The 20,710-nt window shown below is 42.0% G+C and carries 11 protein-coding genes; 3 read left to right on the forward strand and 8 right to left on the reverse strand.

Features of this window, described 5'->3' with window-relative positions:
* Positions 1–55 precede the first annotated feature (55 nt).
* Positions 56–5,665, forward strand: a complete 5,610-nt coding sequence (locus H9649_RS07935) for an S-layer homology domain-containing protein (protein WP_318241664.1) — start codon at positions 56–58, stop codon at positions 5,663–5,665.
* A gap of 223 nt (positions 5,666–5,888) precedes the next feature.
* Positions 5,889–6,776: a hypothetical protein gene (locus tag H9649_RS07940; protein WP_225229750.1), complete on the forward strand. Its 888-nt coding sequence runs from the start codon at positions 5,889–5,891 to the stop codon at positions 6,774–6,776.
* 175 nt (positions 6,777–6,951) lie between these two features.
* On the opposite strand, the gene H9649_RS17835 is transcribed toward H9649_RS07940, so the two are convergent.
* Together H9649_RS17835 and H9649_RS07950 are read right to left on the reverse strand one after the other, a co-directional pair.
* Positions 6,952–8,805, reverse strand: a complete 1,854-nt coding sequence (locus H9649_RS17835) for a tetratricopeptide repeat protein (protein WP_225229751.1) — start codon at positions 8,803–8,805, stop codon at positions 6,952–6,954.
* Positions 8,806–8,987: 182 nt separating this feature from the next.
* Positions 8,988–12,455: a right-handed parallel beta-helix repeat-containing protein gene (locus H9649_RS07950; RefSeq protein ID WP_191694210.1), complete on the reverse strand. Its 3,468-nt coding sequence runs from the start codon at positions 12,453–12,455 to the stop codon at positions 8,988–8,990.
* A 393-nt stretch (positions 12,456–12,848) separates the two neighbouring features.
* Here H9649_RS07950 and H9649_RS07955 point away from each other — a divergent pair, with 393 nt between their 5' ends.
* Entirely contained in the window at positions 12,849–13,745 is an 897-nt protein-coding gene (locus H9649_RS07955; RefSeq protein WP_191694211.1) for a LysR family transcriptional regulator, read from the forward strand.
* Here the strand turns inward: H9649_RS07955 and H9649_RS07960 are convergent.
* From H9649_RS07960 to H9649_RS07985, 6 genes are all read right to left on the reverse strand, one after another.
* On the reverse strand, positions 13,736–14,743 hold the full coding sequence (locus H9649_RS07960) for an ABC transporter ATP-binding protein (RefSeq protein WP_191694212.1): 1,008 nt from the start codon (positions 14,741–14,743) through the stop codon (positions 13,736–13,738). The two genes, H9649_RS07955 and H9649_RS07960, sit on opposite strands and share 10 nt — an antisense overlap.
* 6 nt (positions 14,744–14,749) lie before the next feature.
* Positions 14,750–15,730: an ABC transporter ATP-binding protein gene (locus H9649_RS07965; protein ID WP_191694213.1), complete on the reverse strand. Its 981-nt coding sequence runs from the start codon at positions 15,728–15,730 to the stop codon at positions 14,750–14,752.
* 17 nt (positions 15,731–15,747) lie between these two features.
* Positions 15,748–16,683, reverse strand: coding sequence for an ABC transporter permease (locus H9649_RS07970; protein WP_191694214.1), 936 nt, complete (start codon positions 16,681–16,683; stop codon positions 15,748–15,750).
* Positions 16,684–16,699: 16 nt separating this feature from the next.
* Positions 16,700–17,617, reverse strand: a complete 918-nt coding sequence (locus H9649_RS07975) for an ABC transporter permease (protein ID WP_191694215.1) — start codon at positions 17,615–17,617, stop codon at positions 16,700–16,702.
* 69 nt (positions 17,618–17,686) lie between these two features.
* The gene (locus H9649_RS07980) at positions 17,687–19,240 is read right to left on the reverse strand and encodes an ABC transporter substrate-binding protein (protein ID WP_191694216.1); all 1,554 of its coding nucleotides are present in this window, start codon (positions 19,238–19,240) and stop codon (positions 17,687–17,689) included.
* Positions 19,241–19,254: 14 nt separating this feature from the next.
* Entirely contained in the window at positions 19,255–20,445 is a 1,191-nt protein-coding gene (locus tag H9649_RS07985; RefSeq protein ID WP_191694217.1) for a M20 family metallopeptidase, read from the reverse strand.
* Positions 20,446–20,710 lie beyond the last annotated feature (265 nt).

Genomic DNA, 20,710 nt, shown 5'->3' on the forward strand with positions numbered 1-20,710 from the left:
CATTCTAACTCTACAATAAGATTTGTTGATTACTAGAAAAAGAGGAGATGTTGTTGTGAAAAAGCCTATGCTGTCGATTGCTTTGGCGGGAAGTCTTGTATTGTCCGGAATTATACATGCTGTCGTCAAAGCGGATAGCCCTATTGAATATTCTTCAATGCAAACTGGATGGGACGTTCCGGTTCTCATTACAGAAATAATGCCGAATAGCTTGAATGTCGGAAACTCTGATGCATGTGAGTACATTGAGCTTTATAACAATCTTACAGTACCCCTTCCATTACAAGATCTCAAGCTCATCTATGGTTATCCCGACGGCAAATCCGTTGACTGGAACTTCGTGGAGGACAAAGTGATTCTGCCCGGTGAGACGATGGTCGTTTGGGTAAAAAATGCCGCTAATTCGGATTTGACATGGGAGGATTTTAATCAAATATATGGAACACAACTTCCAGACAGCCATTTGTCGTACATCGAGTCGGATGGCATGAGTAATACAAAAGCCCGCTCTTTGTCTGTTGCCAGCACGTCAGGCATGGTTTATTCGAAAGTGGACTATACACCAGAGCAAGTCATTGAACATAAAAGCATTACTTACAAACCATCTTTAGATGGCTCCGTCATGGTCGCTTATCCAGAGAACACAGAGCCGACACCAGGCACAATTCTCCCTGAACAAGTGCCGAGCAAGCCCGTGGAACAAGATACGGAGTCGCCTGTCATTTCACATGAACCGATTACAGATGCTGCAAGTGATCAGCCATTGTTCATTCAGGCACAAGTAACAGATGATCGCCACGTTCAATATGTCGGTATATCTTATCAAACTACTATCGAAGGCCCATGGATCCAAAAAGAGTTAACGGAACAAGCTGACGGCATGTATTCGATTGAAATTCGTCCAGAGGAATTAATCTCTTCTCATTTTGCGTACCGGATTGAAGCCTCTGACGGACAAAACGTTACAACAACAGAAGACTATCAACTCCAATTGACTGAATCAGGATCTGCACCAGAATCCGATTTCGACGCACAGCAAGTCCCATATCTACTTGTCACTGAACTTGTTCCAGACAGCACAAATGTCGGCAAGCTTGATGGTTATGAGTTCATAGAAATCTATAATAACTCGACGGAAGACATTAACTTGAATGACTATACAATCCGCTACCGATATCCTGCAGAAGGGCCGGGGGGAGATTTGATCTGGCGTCATACTGTCCAAGATTTGATCATTCCATCAGGGGAGACGATGGTTTTCTGGGTCATCAACAGTGCGAACGGCGATAAAACAGTTGCCGATTTCAACGCAAATTACGGAGTGAACCTTGTCGAAAACGTCAATATCGTCAAAATCCATAATGGCGGCATGGCAAATAGCAGTACGCGGGGCGTCAGCATTTCAACAAATACTGGAGAGGATATCTCCGTCGCCTACTATTTTGACGAGCCTGACGTCGACGATACGAAGCCCGACAAAGGCATCTTCTATAAGTTCCCTAACGAAGCTGGGAATAAAACAATGGTGAAATATAGTCCTGGAATTGAAGCAGCTACCCCTGGATCTGTTCAATCCATTCAAGTTCCCGCTGTGAAAGTACAATTGCCGCACACAACAGAAGCACCGATCGTCGAAGATCAAACGTCAATGGATGACATCGATGATAAGCAGAATTTGAATTTGAAATTCAGTATGAGCGGGCCTTCGGTAAAAACCGTGCGACTTTATTATAAAACAACTACCGAACCCGACTATCGTTCTATCTATTTAACGCGTAGCAGTAACGGCATCTATTCACATGTCATCTATTCTCCAGAACTAATTGGCAATGAATCGGTTAATTATTACTTGGAAATGTCGGATGGACGATCAATAACCAAAACAGAGATTGCCTCTGTTAACATCAAAACTGAAAAAACTGAGCAAAACGGTCTAAATATTTCTCAAGGTGCCCTCTTAAAACGAACGGCCCTTATTAAAACACTCGGTTCCGACTCTTCCCTATGGATTGATAATGAAGACGTAACCAAACTAACAGCTCCATCACTTTCTGGACAAGCTTATTTCGCATTCGATGTTAAAAAAGTGAACTTGTATTTTAAAAATGGCGTTACCATCGGTGATGAAATCATTCATATATTCGATGATACGATAAACACCTATGAAACAATGACAATCCCGATTGAGCCGAAGTATTTCACTGCTAAGGAGGCGACAACAATTGCCATCCGTTCAGGCACAAAGGTCTCACCATTTGATCAGGAATCCGAAGAGAACCGGGATGATTTCCAAATCAAAAACGTCAGACTAGTTTTGGAAGACGGAACGACACTCTACGATCCACAATATGCAAATCCAGAGAAGGAACTCCTTGTCGGTGACGGAGCGAGCGCTACAGAGTTTTTCGAATTCGCCTTCAGCGTACCTGAAGAACAATTTAAAGCGAAAGCCTATAAATGGGATACGACAAAAGTCGCTAACGGAAAACATATTATCGAAGCTAGAGGACAAGATTCTACGCAGATTGACGTTACAGTGGATAACGAAGCACCGACAATTTCTCCGTCAATCGAAGATGGGAAAGAGTATAAAGGTGAAATTCTTATTGATGCAGCAGTCGCTGATGAATACTCCGGCGTCGCTTCTGTACATGCACAACTAGATGGAGAAGAAATCGTTTTGCCTTATGCAACAACATCAGCAATTCTTTCACCAGGCGCACATAAAGCAACTTTCATAGCAACTGATAAGGCTGGAAATGAAACGATCAAAACAGTGAACTTCACAGTCACAGATGAAAGTCCAAACGAACCTGTAGCCATTACTCCTAAAGACGGCACCATGAATATTGACCCATCCAGTGTATCTTTGCAAGTTCGTGTAACGGATCCTACTGAAGATCCAATGGATGTACTATTCTTTGAAGGTCATGAAATAAATGCTGCAGATGAACAAGTGAAGATTTTTGAAAACAGCACTGATGTTGAACCACCAAATGAAATGATACCTGCCGGTGAAACAGCTGTATTACAAAAAGAGACAATGGCCAAAGTGGACGGAATCTATCATGAGACATCCTCTACAGACCAGTTCCCTTATCAGCGGTTTGAAGTGGAAGTCGGCGAAGCGATCGATGAAACCGATGAAATCGTCTTGAACTGGGAAGGTAAGTCTTTGATTGGGAGAAAAGTGTCCATGTATACATGGAACAACGAAATAAACAAATGGGAACTTCGAGATTGGAAGATCGCAAAGGACAATCAGAATTTCAAATTGACAGGAACCGTAAAAGGTCATACGTACATTACAGATGGCAAAGTCCACGTGATGATTCAAGACGAAATTTCCACTTCTCCAGAGTTTGACTATTCTTTCATCTGGATGTCGGACACCCAATATTATTCGGAAAGCTATCCTTATATTTATGACCGCATGACGAAATGGATTGTGGAGAAAAAAGAAGATTTGAATATTAAATATGTTTTCCATACAGGAGACCTCGTCGACAAAGTAGATCAGGAAATCCAATGGAACCGCGCAGACGAATATATGAAAACGCTAGAAGATGCTAATGTTCCTTATGGCGTACTTGCTGGGAACCATGACGTTGGCCATAAAACAGGTGACTATGTTAAGTACGGGGAATACTTTGGCGAGCAACGCTACAAAGACCAGCCCTATTACGGGGAATCATACAAAAACAACCGTGGTCACTATGATTTAATTAGCGTAAACGGAAATGACTACATCATGCTCTATATGGGCTGGGGTGTCGATGACGAGGGCATTGCATGGTTGAATAAAGTATTAGCGGAAAATCCTAATCGCATGGCATTCCTATCTTTCCATGAGTACTTACTTGTTTCCGGAAACCGCAGTCCGATCGGAGATAAGATTTACAATGAAGTCATCCTTCAAAATCCGAACGTCGTAGCAGTCCTTAGTGGGCATTACCACGATAGTGAACTGCTAGTCGATCCGATTGATGATGACGGAGACGGAATACCTGACCGCAATGTCTACCAAATGCTTGCAGACTACCAAGGCGGACCTGAAGGCGGCCAAGGTTTCATGCGTCTTTTGAAAGTAAATCCGATCGAAAATAAAATCCATGTCCAAACGTATTCACCGTATTTGGATAAGTACAATTACTACAGTTCAGAAGAATACCCAGGGAAAGATGAGTTTAAGATTGATTTGGATCTAAAACCGCAAGAAAAACTTGTGGCGACAGATTTCTTCGAAGCTGAGATTTTTACCGATAACAAACTAGGCAAACAGAAAGATGTGGCACATGCCGGAATTGCAGAAACAACATGGAACGACCTCACACCAGAGAAGAAGCATGGCTGGTATGTGAAAGTGTCAGATGACTTTGGCGGACAAGTCCGATCTGCAGTCTGGACGTTCGTTACTGGAAAACGGAATGGCAATCCCGATACACCAATCGAACCTAATCCACCTGTAGAGGAAGAAATACCATCGGATGATCAGCCAAGTGACAATGGAAATCCTAGTATTCCGGAAATTCCTTATGTCCCTGGAAAACCGGCACCATCAGACAAAGAAGAAGTGCCAACTAAGCCAAACGACAATAAACAGGAAGATCAAACTACAGAAAATAAACCTGTTCACGTGTCACTCGATATGATCAATCAAAATGCAAAACAAATAACTTTGCAAGCGGAGCAAGACGGCGATATCGAGTGGATTTTAAAAGAAGATGTACTCAAAGCTCTGAAAGATTTGAAGAAACCTATCGTGTTCCAAACAAAATCGGGACATTCCGTAACCATGCCGACTAACGTTTTCGCTTCAATGAAAGGAAACGTCATGAATGTACAAATTGCACTTGCTACGGAAAAAATTGTTGATAACCAAACAGTTCAATATGCAGATGCAGTAGATGTCCATGTGAAGATGGATGGAAAGCCGATGACAATACCATTAGCCATTCAGCTGAAGTTGAATAAACCCATCGATAAAGGGAACACAACAGGTGCCGCTTTTGTAAATGACGCATGGATTTATGCAGGTGGCTATCAAAAGGACGGTTATTGGACCTTCCCTTCCACCGAAGCAACCCGTGTAACCGTCATGAGCAAGCAGCCAAACTTCAAAGACACAAGCAAGCATTGGGCAAAATACGAGATCCATTCTCTTTATTCCCGCCTTGTGATCGATGAAAAAACCGACAAAAAGTTTGCACCAAGTGCCAAGCTGACTAGAGCGGAATTTACAGTGTGGCTCTCCACTGTATTTCAGTTACCGCTTGAAGACGTCAAAGGAGACTTTGCAGATGTCACCGCTTCAAAAAACCAGGCAGCCCAGCACATTGAAGCTGCTCGACGCGCGGGAATCGTTCACGGGAAACCAAACGGAAAGTTCGACCCGGACGCAATGATCACACGCCAGCAAATGGCAACCATGCTAGTCCGCGCCTTAGAAGCGAAAAACCCGGAAATTGTACAAGACGACAAGTCCAAAAAAGATTTCAAAGATGATAAAAGGATAAGTGGGTATGCGAAAAATGCAGTAGCTAAAGTATCGGCAGCAGGTTTAATGAACGGCCTCGCCGATGGCACATTCCAACCAAAACGCACAATAACCCGCGGCGAAACAGCCGTCATCCTTTGGCGCTTGTTAGAAGTGAAAAAAGATTAAAGAATCGGGTGTGTACCTCGGTTAGGTACCTGTGCACAACACATTTATGACTATTCACCACTATGTATAATTACTAGGAAAAGCAAGAAAGGAAAGCCCCTATCAAAGGCTTTCCTTTCTTTTTATATGCAATTGTATCGAATTGACTGAATTGCGTCTTACACAGGTACCTTTTTTAAAAAATGCTATACTAATAGAAAACTATTGTTTTGGAGGAATGAACATGAAGAAAAGATTCACGGCTGCTAAGCTCATCACAACATTAGCGCTAACAGCAGGACTTCTCATTAGCTTTGTACATACGATTGAAGCGTCAGGGGTTTCGAACACAAAAACAGATCAGCAAACGAAGAAATATTCCGACAAAGTTATGAAGGTACTGCGTGCCAGCTTAGGAGTGGACAAGCATTCAACGGCAAAAGATGACGTCATTAGCAACATGAAAAAAGTGGATGTTATGGACAAGTACCTAGCCACACTAGGAAAGAAAGTGAAAGGTAATGAAGTTCGAAAAGCAGTGAAGGAAATTTTCGGGATAGATTTACATTTGATTTCAAAAGAGGATATCGGCACTACAGTATCGGCATATGACCCCGCTGTCATGGAGACTTTACGCCTCTACTTAAAACTTGATAAGAATGATACAAATCGCGACACGGACATTATGAATATGTCTAAAAATGATGTAATGGACAGCTACAGCAAAATGTATGAGCACAAACTTTCAGGTAAGGACCTCCGTGTTCTCATTAATCACATCTACGGTGTGAATCTTGATGGGATTTCTAGTCTAGAGCACGCTCGGCTTTCAATCAATTCGAAAGGGCAATGGATTGTAAAAAGCGATTTGGATCTGATCATCCTGACGTCCAGTCGGGATGACGTGGAAGTGTTTGTTGCACCAACAGATTATTATGTCGAAATTACAGGGTCCACTTACCTCCCTGATTCCTTAATAGAAAAGCTATCAAGCATGGGTTTCACTTATGACAAAACTACGAATTCTTATTATTACGTAAATCCGATAGGCGAATCCATTCCAGATGCATTTAAAGGACAGACGATTGGAGCGATTGTCGGAACGCTCGCAACCGAATTCCCACCAAACTGAACTGGCAGGTACCTGTGCACCACACATTTATGACTATTCGCCCTCACGCATAATTACTATAAATGACAAGAAAGGAAAGCCTCTATCAAAGACTTCCCTTTCTTTTTTCATGCAATTGTAGTGAATATACTGAATTGAGTCTTGCACAGGCACCTAGAAATACTTGTAACTAAATTTACAAAAGTGACCAAATATACATCGCTTCTTCAATGCTTCCTGCTTCGACATTCATATTACGCGGGTAGGGCAGTGTAGGCATTTCCTCTTTCTGCATAACTTCAACAAAAGGATTTTCAGTCAGTGCCGCTTGATACAGCTGTTCAATTTTTGGCGTGCTTTCTGAATTCGCCCGCAACCATTCATATTTCCACAGTAAAAACGCATAGGCTGCATCGGTTTCCGTTGGCTTGTGGTCATCCAATAATCGCTTCGCTTGATCCAATTGACCGTTCTTCAACTGTGTAGCAATTGCTAAATGGCGCACTCCTTGGTTATCATCAGGATTCAATTCCAGCAATAACCGGAAATAGGTTAACGCTTCTTCATATCTTTCCTCTTCATATAAAGAAACGCCATACGCTAAAAGAGCTCGCAAATATGGACGGTTCGTAACAAGATACCACGTATTATCCGGAGATCTATCGAATGTTTTTTCCCCTTTTCGGATAGCCTCTTTCAAATGATGTTCTGCCCGTTCATATGACCTTTCTGCATGCGCCAGCAACAACTCCGCATCCACGCTCTCTGCGTCTAGCTTCAATGCATCTTTCGCCAGTTGCTGCATTCGGTCAAAATCATCTTTCACTTCATAAGCATCATAGCAAATCGCCTGTGCCTTCTCTTCTATTGTTTCAGGCGTAAACGGCTTATTCACTTGCCCACTGAAAAACTGCTGCGCCTGTTCCAACGTATCAAATGACATTCGCTCTGACATACAGAACATTTCCCAGTTCGGTCGTTCTGTCATGCGTGGCAATGTACCAACGTAATAAGATAACGTTGGAGAATCTTGCTGAGATGTCTGTTCTACTTCCTCTAAAATAGCGTAAAGCGGATCCAAATGTTTTGTCATGGATGACACAGAAACTCCAAATCGTTTGGCGATATCCCCTTGTGTAAAGTGAGCATTCGGAATAAGCGATAATTCATATATTACTAAGAAAACCGCGGCCGCCACGCCTTCATGTTTACGGACGTTCGGTTTTTTCGCAAGATAATAACCTGTAAACAGCCCTTCCGCCAACTCACGACCTAATTCATCATCGCTATAGCTTTTAATCTCTTTTAATAAAAAATTCAATGCTTTCTGCTGTCCCTCAGTTAAATTCGAAGTTATCGGCATATGAACCCAAGTCATTATCATCTTATAAAGTTCCGCGGCATGACGGACATAGAACTGATGACTATCCGATAAACCGCTAGCGTCTGCCAGTTGCTCAATTTCCTTCAATAACTGGCCATTATCATTCCGCACAAAATCGAACCCGCTGATGAAGTCAATTGCTCTTTCCGTCAATTGCGAGTTCGGTAAGGCCATACCGAAAATGACACCACCGACAAGCAAATTCATGTCGGGGAGCTTAGGGAATTCATAAACCTGATTTTCTACAACCTGTTCCACTGTCACAATTTCATCGCCTATAGCCGTTATCTTTGCAAGAACAAAGATCGGCTCCAGCCAGCTTTCCAATACTACCCTGAGTGCCGAACGGGTTGGTCCATTAAGCCATTTCATCACATGGCGTCTCCATAAATCCGCACGTTCCACAAATAAATATACTTCGCCAAACGTATCTTCCCAGTTTTCCGGCTTGTCCACACCACTGAGCACTTTCATCCAGCGCCACTTTTGTTTCTCAAAGTCACTGATTACTCCCGGAGCCTGAAAGACGGACTCGAAATAACCTTCTAGCACGCGTTCCGCTTCTTCAGAAACAAGCTGCTCACTTGAAGGTGTTTGTTCCTGTTCACAACACTTTTTATATTTCTTCCCGCTGCCACATGGACACGGATCATTCCTTCCAACCATACATTCCACTCCTTTTCAAACTCGTTAGGTACCTGTGCACCACACATTTATGACAATTCAACGTTAAGTATAATTACTCTAACACACTAACATAAAAAGCTTCCACAACAGCTTTCCATAGCTTTTATTATACAATTGTAGTGAATAAACTGAATAGTGTCATGCACAGGTACCTAAAATACCTAAAACACCAAATCATCCAGTGTAATCTCTTTTACCAACGACGCACCCGTCTCCCGCTTATTACTTGCCACAGCCATTCGATAATCAACCTTGCGCGTCATTTCTAGCGCGATTTTCTTCGCAAAACCAGCATTTCCAAAGCTACTATCCCGATGCGCGTAAACGTCTTCATAATGCAGCACCAACGCACGCTTCGCTTCATCCGTCATACTATAACCTTTTATATATAACGCCGTAATTTCCATCAGTTCCTCTGGTGTATAATCCTCAAAATGGAGCGTCAGCCCGAAACGGCGGCGAAGGCCTGCGTTGCTGTCCAAGAAACGATTCATTTCCTCTTCGTACCCCGCAGCGATCACTAAAAACTCGCCTTGGCGATCGGACATTTTCTTCAGCAACACTTCCACAGCTTTCTTCCCAAAGTCATTCTCTCCACCACTCGCAAGTGTATACGCTTCATCAATGAACAACGCACTTCCAATCGACCGTTCAATCTGCGCCGCTGTCAGCTTCTCAGTCTCACCAATATGACTACCTACTAAGTCACTGCGGTCCACTTCAATCAAATCGCCTCGCGTCAACAATCCGAGCGCTTGATAAATACCTGCAAGCACACGACCGACTTCCGTTTTACCGGTCCCCGGCTTACCAATCAACAACGTGTGATTCATCAATTTATCCACAGATTGATTTTCGCGCCTGTAATACCTCATCAATTCAATCATTTCATCAATCTCAGTCTTGACCGTTTCCAGGCCGATAAACTGATCCAGTTCCGCACGTTTCTGAGCCAACAACACTTCATCAATCGGCACTTCGAACGCCTTCTCTTCACGCTCTGATACCGCTTGTACAACATCTTGCTCTTCAAACGTTGTCAAAACCGCTTCCGTCCACTTATCACGTGGCAATATCGCAATGCGCATCGATTGCGCAAGTCCGATTTGTTCATAAAGGATACGCACCATTCGCGCGTTACTAAACGTCTCATCGCGCATACGATAACGTTCCACGAACTCCTCATAAATCGCTTGCTTCGCGGCATCTGTCACCGCATAACTCCCTTCACACTGAGCTAAGAAAATTTCCATCAACTCATCGGGCGTATAATCTTGAAACGTAATCTTCTCCGTAAAACGGTCTTTCAAACCCGGATTAGACGCTAAAAAACGTTCCATATCATCGGTATAACCCGCAGCGATGACAATGAATTCACCGCGTGCATTTTCCATCGCGGGCAGCAATGTTTCAATGACTTTCTTCCCGAAATCCTTACTCGAATTCCCTCCGGCAACAAGTGTATACGCCTCATCTATAAAGAGCACGCCGCCCATTGCTTCCTTAATAATCACTTTCGTTCGTTCTTCAGATTCTCCGACATGTGTGCCAACGAGATCCTCCCGCTTCACTTCCGTCACGTGTCCCGTTTTCAAAAGTCCGAGTTCCTTGAAAATCCAACCAATCAGCCGGGCGACCGTTGTCTTTCCCGTACCCGGATTGCCTTGAAACACCATATGAGGCGCAACCATCGCATTCACTTTCATGCCGCGCTCTAGTTTGAATTGATTTATTTCTGCTAAATTTTTAAACTCCAGGATTTTGCTCTTCACATCTTCCAGTCCAATAAACCCTTCCAATCCGCTAATCGAATCAGTAGTCAGTCCATCCTCTTTAGACTCACTACCTCCACCACTGCCGCCTAACTTACTCGTAATCGGTGGTACTTGCAAATCCGTCCCACTCAACACAGGAACGCTATCATCCCAGCGAACTAAATCACCGACCACGTTCTCTTTAAATAAACAATCTTTAAGCACCGGAACAGAACGTTCCAGACGCAATCCAGCCTTCTTCCCATTCAACACTTGCATAGACGTAAACGAAGCATCCGAACAATCTTGCAAAATAACTTGGTCGTCCTGATGGCCGTGTACACGCGTTTCAGTCACTTCCGAACGCTCCACTTCACTCAAAAAGATGCCAGACGAATGACCATCGTAAATTTCACACTCTGTCACAAACACTTCCGCACATTCCGTCGCCCGTACTTGGGGGCGCTTATGATTGAACACAATCGTCCGTTCCAATGAAACAACGACTTCCGGACCCGCCAGTATACCATTCTTATCACCACTAGAAATTTTACAATCCGATATATCCGCCTTCGCCGCAGCACTTAATAACACATTCGATCCCTTATGACCGAAAATGATGCAATTCGCTGCCGTCAACTCCGATTCCTTTGCGGATATTCCTGCACTATCGCCGCTCTTCACTTCAGTCGCCGACAAAATCACGTCAGATTGTTCAGAAGCAAAAACCTGCACACCACTATGATGGCTTATTAAAGAATCCGCTATCTCAACTCGACTACCCGTCGCGTAAACACCTTTATTATTTCCACTTTCAATTTCACAATCCGCAATCGTCAACACACTTTGTTGAAACGCAGACAGTTGCGTAAGCTCGTTGTACTTCACGTCACATTCGACAAGCGTACACATAGAATTTCCAGACACAATCCCGCGAGCTTTCCCCGATAGGATCTGCGTTTTCCGAATCGACACGTCGCTCTGTTCATTACACGTAATGTGGTCGCCGACTTGGTTCTTAAAAGTAGAGCTCATTAACTCAACCGCTGATCGACTAACTACCATCCCTTCAGCTTCACCATTTTCAAACATACTCGCCTCGACTTCAATACGCGAGCCATTCATAACTGCCACATGTTCAAGACGTTGATGTTTAAACACACAATTCTTTAACACACCATTTGATTGGTCGCCATAAATCCCTTGCGCATGTCCTACGTAAAAATTCGTACTCTCCACATCCATCGTACTGTCCTGTTCCAAACGGAGTTGAATACCACGATTCCCGATGAATGAACTGTTCGTAATCGTTGCGCGACTTGTTTCATTTAAATGAAGACCTTCTTCTTGCCCACTTAAAATACCGCAATCCGTAAGCGCAACTTCGCCTCCTGCCCGCACACGAATTTGCGCAGTCTGAATCGTATCCTCCACGATGCATTCAAACAGAGCAAGACGCCCGACAACGTCAATCCCCTCCAAATTCTTCTGAAAAACCGAATGCTCCACAGATACTTTTGCCGCCTCATCCACACGCATAGCAATACCTTGAACCTCACTGAAAACACAATCGTGCAACGTCACATCGCCTGATTCAACATGTACACCACAATTAACCGGATCAGTACCACCTACAATACTGATTAACTCAATACGCACTTCATCAGTCGTCGCAATCCGAACACTCCCCGTCACACGGACTGAGCTAGCATCACCTGCTGCACTTCGAAGAACAAGCTGCTTATTAATCGTTACTTCTTCACCAAAAATTCCCGCACCCACTTCCACCGTATCACCCGGCAGAGCCGCCTCCACTGCCGCCTGTATCGTCTTATAACTCGATGCATTACGCTGAGACACTTGTATAATTGCCACGAATTTCCCCACCTTCTTTACAAACTCTCATTTAAAGCCGAACGAATGCTTCTATTCATTAAGTATACTAGTAAGTCATGTGACAGGGCAAAAAATGTGTCGGTACAAACTTTGACGGTACCTGTGCAAGAAACATTCATGTTAATTCAGACACTTTGAATGTTTATGCGTATAATATTCATAAAACACGGTACATCAGCTTTACATTTTCATGTTTATTCAATTGTAGTGTATTGTCTGAATTCAACCATGCACAGGTACCTTTTTAGGTACCTTTTTCTAATCACTCTCAATGAAATCGCACTTTTTTTGCTTCCTTGTTATAATCGACTTAAAGATACAATTTACTTTCAATAAAGCTTCTTATTTTTATTAAAACCGAGGAGGTCTCTTATGCAAAAGCAAGATTGTTTAATGCTTATTTCCGTTTACGAGGAAAAAAATCTTACCAAAGCCGCTGAAAAGCTCTTCACATCACAACCAGCCATTACCTATCGCTTACAAAAGCTAGAGGAAGAACATCAAATTAAACTTTACACTCGGGAAGGGAATAAACTCTTTTTCACTCCTGAAGGAGAATACTTAGTAGATTTCGCCAATAAAATGCTCCTCGATTTAAACAAATTAGAAGAAAATTTGAAGACATTAAAAAAAGACGCAACCGGAACTATCCGAATTGGCGTCTCTAGTAACTTTGCATTATATAAATTACCGACACTTATTAAGCAGTTTGTAGAACGATCTCATTCTATACAAGTCAACGTCACGACTGGTTGGAGTTCTGAAATTATACAGTTACTTAATAAAAATGAAATACAAATAGGAATTATCACTGGGAACTACAATTGGTTTGATGAAAAAATATTGTTGGCAGAAGATCCGCTGACGATTATCGCAAAAGAACCGATTAAACTAGAAGATATTCCTTTTCTGCCTCTCATCTCATATCAGCCCAATAAAAAGAAAGGCTTTGGGGAGAAAGCAACAAATCCTCTTGCACAAATGATTGAAAATTGGTGGCAAGACAGCTTTTCCGTTCCTCCATTAGTACGGATGGAACTAGATAAAGTCGAGACATGTAAAGAAATGGTGAACAAAAACTTAGGATATTCTATCATTCCTAAATCTTGTTTGACTAAAAATGATTGCTTCTTCACACATGATCTTATCAATGATAAGGGAAAACCTTTGAACCGTAAAACTTGGCTTATATACAGAAAATCGAATGTAGAAATTTTAACAGTAAGCCAATTTATTAACTTCGTTAATGAATACTCCAATCAGTCCTGATGCAATGGAAAATGGCACGCAACAAAGTGTCCTTCTTCTTTCTCTTCGAAATCAGGGACATCGACTTTGCATTTGTCTTGTGCAAACGGACACCGCGTGTGGAATTTACAACCGCTTGGCGGATTCACAGGACTTGGCATATCGCCTTCCAATATAACGTCAGCCGTTTTTGCATTTCGTAACCGCGGATCGGAAATAGGTAACGACGCGAGCAATCCGTTTGTATATGGATGCATCGGTTTCTTAAAGAGCTCATCTTTCGTTGTCAATTCCACCATGTTGCCTAAATACATAACACCAATGCGGTCACTAATATGACGCAAAGCTGGCAAGCCGTGAGAGATGAAGATATACGTCAAATCATATTTCTGTTGTAAATCGTTAAGTAAATTCAATATTTGAGCTTGAATGGATACATCCAATGCTGAAACGGGCTCATCACAAATTATAAGCTTCGGTTTTAACGCAAGCGCACGAGCAATCCCTATACGTTGTCTTTGGCCTCCGCTAAACTCATGTGGAAATCGAGACGTATAGGAAGGATCGAGCCCAACGTCCACCATTAAACGATGAACTTCACCTTCCAATTCTTTTCTGGAAAGCTTCTTATGGGTAATTAACGGCTCCGCTATCAAATCAAAAACGCGCATTCTAGGATTCAAAGAGGAAAAAGGATCCTGGAAAATCATCTGATACTCCACTCGGTATTTCTTCAAATCCTTTTCTTTCATCTTTGAAATCTCTACACCATTAAAGTAGACTTCGCCTTCTGTCGGTTGTAAAAGCCCCATTATTAAATTCCCTAATGTAGATTTTCCACACCCTGACTCTCCGACAATTCCTAATGTCTCCCCTTTATATACACTTAAATCGACTCCATCAACTGCTTTTAAGAATTCCTTTTTCTTCGCAAAGAGCTGGTGGTTTACGGCAAAGTGCTTTTTCAAGTTCTTTACAGTAAGGATTTCTTCAGTTTTCACCGGTATACTGTTAACCATCACCACTCACCCTTCCTGATGGCCTGCGCTCAGCCAACATCTAACTTTATTTCCGGTCTTCTCATTTATAGTCAACTCAGGCATTTTGCTTTTACACACATCCATTGCGAATGGACATCTAGGATGAAAATAACAACCAGTCGGTTTATTGTTTGGAGTAGGGACATTTCCTTGAATAGAAGTTAATACATCCATCTCAGAATCAATCTTAGGTGTACTCTGAATTAACCCCTGTGTATATGGATGTTTTGGATCAGCATATAAAGACATCACATCTGCCTCTTCTACAACTTGTCCTGCGTACATCACAATAACCTTATCCGCCAATTCCGCCACGACACCCAAGTCATGTGTAATTAATAAAATAGACGTTTCAAATTCCAGTTTAAGATTTTTCATTAACCTTAAAATTTGTGCTTGAATCGTTACGTCAAGCGCTGTAGTCGGCTCATCCGCGATTAGCAAACTTGGATTGCACGACAAAGCCATTGCAATCATAACTCGTTGCCGCATTCCTCCACTCAGTTCATGCGGGTGCATATTGTATACATGTTCCGCGCGTGGTATGCCGACTTTTTTTAACATGTCGATGCTACTATTTTTTGCTTCCTTTTTTGATTTTGTTTGATGCAATAAGAGAATCTCGTCTAATTGCTCCCCAACCTTTAATATAGGATTTAAAGACGTAAGAGGCTCCTGAAAAATCATGGATATTTCATTGCCTCTAATTTTTCGCATCTCCCGATCACTTAACTTAGTTAGATCCTCACCTTTGTAAAGGATTTCTCCACCAACAATTTTCCCTGGTGCGTTTACCAGTTGCATAATGGAAAATGACGTAACACTTTTTCCACAGCCGGACTCTCCTACTAACGCTGTCGTTTGCCCTGATTCGAGGGAGAATGAAACCCCATCTACTGAAGGTACAATTCCGTTAGTTGTATAAAAATACGTTTTCAAATCATTAACTTCTAATAACGTTGACATGCAGAAGCCTCCTCTCTTTACGAATTGGTACCTTGTGATCGCGGATCGAGCAAATCACGTAACCATTCTCCGAAGAAAATGATCCCTAAAACCGTAACTGTTATAGCCACTCCGGGAAATGTAGCTAACCACCAGCTTGTTGCTACATATTCCTTACCTTCACTTAACATGATTCCCCACGAGACGATAGGCGGTTGAATGCCTAACCCTAAAAAACTTAAGGAAGACTCAGTGATAATCGTACTTGCTACGCTCAAGGTAGAAATAACAATAATGGAAGAGGTGACGTTTGGAAGTATATGTCGTTTAATAATTTGGAAATTCGATACACCCATTGTTCTTGCCGCTTTCACATACTCCCGTTCCCTCAAGCTAAGTGTTTCACTTCGGATCATCCTTGCGTAAAGCACCCAGCTTGTTACACCGATTACAATGACCAATGTCGGGATTCCTGGATCTAGCACAGTCAGAAATACGATACAGAAGAGAATCGTCGGTACAGATAAAAATGCATCGACAAGACGCATAATAATATTATCAACCATTCCCCCGTAGTAGCCTGAAATCAGCCCGAAGACGACGCCAATTGCACCCGCCACGAGAACAGATAATATTCCGACAACTAATGATATACGTGACCCATAAATAATACGACTAAGAATATCTCTACCTAAATTGTCTGTTCCTAATATATGTGCCATACTGCCGCCATCGGACCAAAATGGAGGTACTAACATTTGCGTCGTATCTATTTTCCCTGGATTGAACGGCGCAATCCAAGGTGCAAATATAGCCATGACAAATAACGTTAAAACAATTAATAACCCGATAGACCCTGTTTTACTTCTTGATAGCTTTGTAAGAAAAATCTTGAATCTGTTCTTCGTTTTTATACTTCTATCATTCTTATCAATAGGAAGCTTAGCGACTTCAGTACCGCTGATTGATTTCATACTGTCAAATCCTTTCTTAGCTATATTTGATACGCGGATCTAAGAAACGATAGAGGACATCAGTAGCCAGATTCAACAATAGAATCATGACGGCAGTTACAAATACAGCTGCTTGAATAATTGGCAAATCCTTATCATATACAGCTTGTATGATTAATTGACCAAGACCCGGCCACGAGAAGATCATTTCTGTAATTAATGAACCACCTACTAAACTTGCCATTTGCAAAATTGTAATTGTAATGACAGGTACTAATGAATTTCTAAACGCATGGCGGAAAATAATGACACTTTTCTTCTGCCCTTTACTTCTTGCTGTCCGAATAAAGTCTTGCTGAAGTATTTCCAACATATTCGATCGAACTAGTCTAGTAATCTCCGCTGAAACGGCAGTTCCTAATGTTATCGCAGGCAAAATAATATGTTTCCAACTGCCTGTTCCTGAAACCGGCATCATTTTCAAGTTAACTGCAAAAACTAAAATGAGCATAATTCCTAACCAGAAATTCGGAATCGCTTTTCCAAGTGCAGATAAGCCTGTCGCAAACAAATCAATAATACCATTCGGCTTTAGAGCTGAAATGATCCCTAATGGCACTGCAATTATGATAGCCATAATCATAGAAGCTGTAGCCAATTCAAGTGTTGCAGGTAGTCTTTCTAACACTAAACCTATTGCAGAAACTCCATACTTATAAGACTCACCGAAATCTCCTCGCACTAAGTCCGTTATGTAGTTCCAAAATTGTATGTAAAATGGTTGATCAAATCCTAAGGCGATACGTAACGTTTGTATTTCTTTCTGTGTTGCTTCTGCTGGCAACATCATTGCCACTGGGTCTCCCGCTACATAAACTAGTACGAAGATCATAAGGGAAATGATAAGAAGTACAATCGGAATTTGCAATAACCTGCTAGTAAAGTATCTCCACATTGTGATTCCCCCTAACGGAAGGTCGGCAGGGTTTGCATCGTAAGCAAACCGCTGCCAATTCCTTCACACTTATTTTTTGTTAACATCCGGAATGTAAATCAATTCATCTAACCGTGGAGTATATTGAATCCCATCACTGACACCAAAGAACTGGTCAACTTGGAATAATGGAACAATTGGTGTTTCAACACTTGCGATTTTCTGAATTTCTTGGTACTTTGCTGTTCTTACAGCTGGATCCAGTGATGTATTCGCTTCTTGCAATAACTTATCTATTTCCTTATTACTGTAGCCGTTAATGGTAGCAGAACGTTCTGTTCCGTAGTAATCCAATGCTTGACCCGCATCAAAGAATGATGATCCAAGAGCGATTAAATAACCTTCTTTGAACTTCTCCTGATCTCTCAACTCTGTAAAGCTACTCCATTGCAATAAATTCATTTCTGTATGGATACCTGCTTCTTCAAGCATTCCCGCAATCAATTGCATGACTTCACGGTCTTTAATATATCTGCCTGTCGGACCAGCTAACTCAATTTTCAATCCATCTTTATAACCCGCTTCTTCCAACAACTTTTTAGCCTTATCTACATCATAATTGTACGTATCGTACAAGCTCTCTTCAAAACCGACGTTACCAGGGTTAACTCTTGTCAAAGTCGGTGTCCCTCCGCCATCAAGTAAACTCTCAACCAACGCTTTGTCGTCAATCGCATAGTCAATTGCTTGACGCACTTTCACGTCAGACGTCGGCCAACCTTCTTGTGTACGAAGGAAAAGCATATACGTACGGTTAGACGGTCCGTTTGCAATTTCACTATTGTCAGAGTCATTGATCCGTTTCCAATCACTCGGAGGAACATTGGCAATGATATTGACATTATCCGTTAGCAGCTCAGCTACACGTGTAGAATCTTCAGGAATCGCTCTAAATAAAACTTCAGCCCATTCCCCTTTCTTGCCGAAATAGTCATCATTCTTCACTAATGTAATTTGGCTATCCTTTTTCCATTCTTTGAATTTATAAGGACCCGAACCGATCGGTGACTTCAGAAATTCATCCATCCCTTTTTCTTCAATATATTTCTTTGGAAGAATACCAGATGCTTGTCTTGAAATACGGCTTATGAGCATCGGATCCGGCTCATGTGTAATGATTTGGAATGTTAACGGATCGATAACCTTCACTTCTTTAATCGTATCGAAATCACCGTGGCTTTTTAATGTTTCATCAGTTGCAACTCGCTCTAAAGTAAATTTCACATCTTCTGCTGTTAAGTCGTCCCCGTTATGGAACTTTACACCTTCAGTTAATTTGAATTCATAAGTTGTATCATCGATTTGTTTCCATTCTTTCGCTAGATGTGGTTGGATTTCTCCGTCCGTATCCCGCATAAGCAAATAATCAAACACATTGACGTGTATCGCCTCTGTAGCAGTAGTCGTATGATTATGGATATCCCATGTAAGCATATCGGGTCCTAGTGAAACTGTTAATACATTATTATCTTCAGTGCCTGTTGATGACGTAGTGCCTTCACCTGAAGGACTGCTTGTTGTCGTACATGCCGACAAGACTACCATTAAGGCTGCAATCATCAAATAGAAAATCTTCTTAGACATATTTCTTCCCCCTTTTATTGTAGAACCAAGTTATTTTGAACTTCTTTTTCTGCACTAAATTGCGCCTTTATCTCTTTCAATAACTCTGGAGATGAAAGTACATCTATGCAAGTAGCCCCCATCGTCTTAGCAGCTGTCATAATTGCTTCATTACCTTCTTTACTGTTTGAAGCTTTTACCCATTCTTTCGTATGATTTGGTGTGCCTTGAGGAACAAATGCCACACGTATACAGGCTCCCGGGACCCGATGTGTAACGATACTAAAATCTGTCGAACCCGTTTGCTCACGAGGTGGTGTAATATTTTTCGCCTTCACCAATTCAGCGTTGTTTAACAGTAAATCATTCAAAGCTTGAACGTTCAATTTACTCTCTAACGATTTTATAGGATTGATATGAACCTTCGTCCCTGTCGCTAGTGCGGCACCTCTTGCAACGTTCAAGGCTCGTTCGACAACCGTATCCAAGTATGGTCGATTGATAGCGCGAATCGAGAACTTGGCAGCGGCCCGCTCCGGCACTATATTCGCTGCTATTCCACCGTCTGTAATAATACCATGGATGCGAACGTCTGAACGCACATGCTCGCGTAAGTATTCCATACCGTTAAAAGTCATTAACACACCATCTAAAGCGCTGATTCCTTTTTCAGGAGCTACCGCCGCGTGTGAAGCCTTGCCTTCAAATACAAATTCGAAATTATCGACGGCAAGTGAGCGTCCATCTACAGTCGTCCGGTCCCCACCATGCATCATTAATGCAATATCCAAGTGATCGAAGTATCCTTGCTGCGCCATTGGAATTTTCCCACTTGTCGTTTCTTCAGCTGGCGTTCCCAACACTTCAATTGTACATGCCGGTAAATCTTCAAGTTGTGACAAAGCAATTGCCGCTCCAAGTACAGATGGAGACTGTAAATTATGACCGCATCCATGTCCTAAATCCTGTAATGCATCATATTCGCATAACAAGCCTATTACAGGTCCTCCTGTTCCGACTGTGTATGTTGCACGGAAGGCTGTTTCTAAACTAGCCAGTCCCTTTTCAACTAAAAAACCGTTATTCTGTAAGATTGTTGTTATACGATCCACTGCTTGAAACTCTTCATTCCCCAGTTCAGGATTAGCATGTAAAAATGCACCTAACTCTATTAACTCTTGTTCAAGTGAGCCAATCTTATAAAATAAATCTTCCTTGCTAATCATTTATCGCTCTCCTGCCTTTCTTTGCTGTAATCGCTTTCAATAGAGGAGCGAATACTCTGTAAATAAATCCTACAGCAGTTTTTATCGTATTTGAAATACAAGATTTTTAAACAGCCAATAAAAAAATTTTATAGCGCTTGATAACACTGCATTCTTACGCATGAATTCAACGCGTGCCAGTCACTCAAACAAATCCCAAACAACTCAAACATTCCGAATTCAATGAGTGACTGTCACCCACAAAAAGAGGAGGCCCATCACGCGG

Origin of the sequence: Sporosarcina quadrami (genome assembly GCF_014836615.1) — a bacterium.
GTDB classification, from domain to species: Bacteria; Bacillota; Bacilli; order Bacillales_A; family Planococcaceae; genus Sporosarcina; species Sporosarcina quadrami.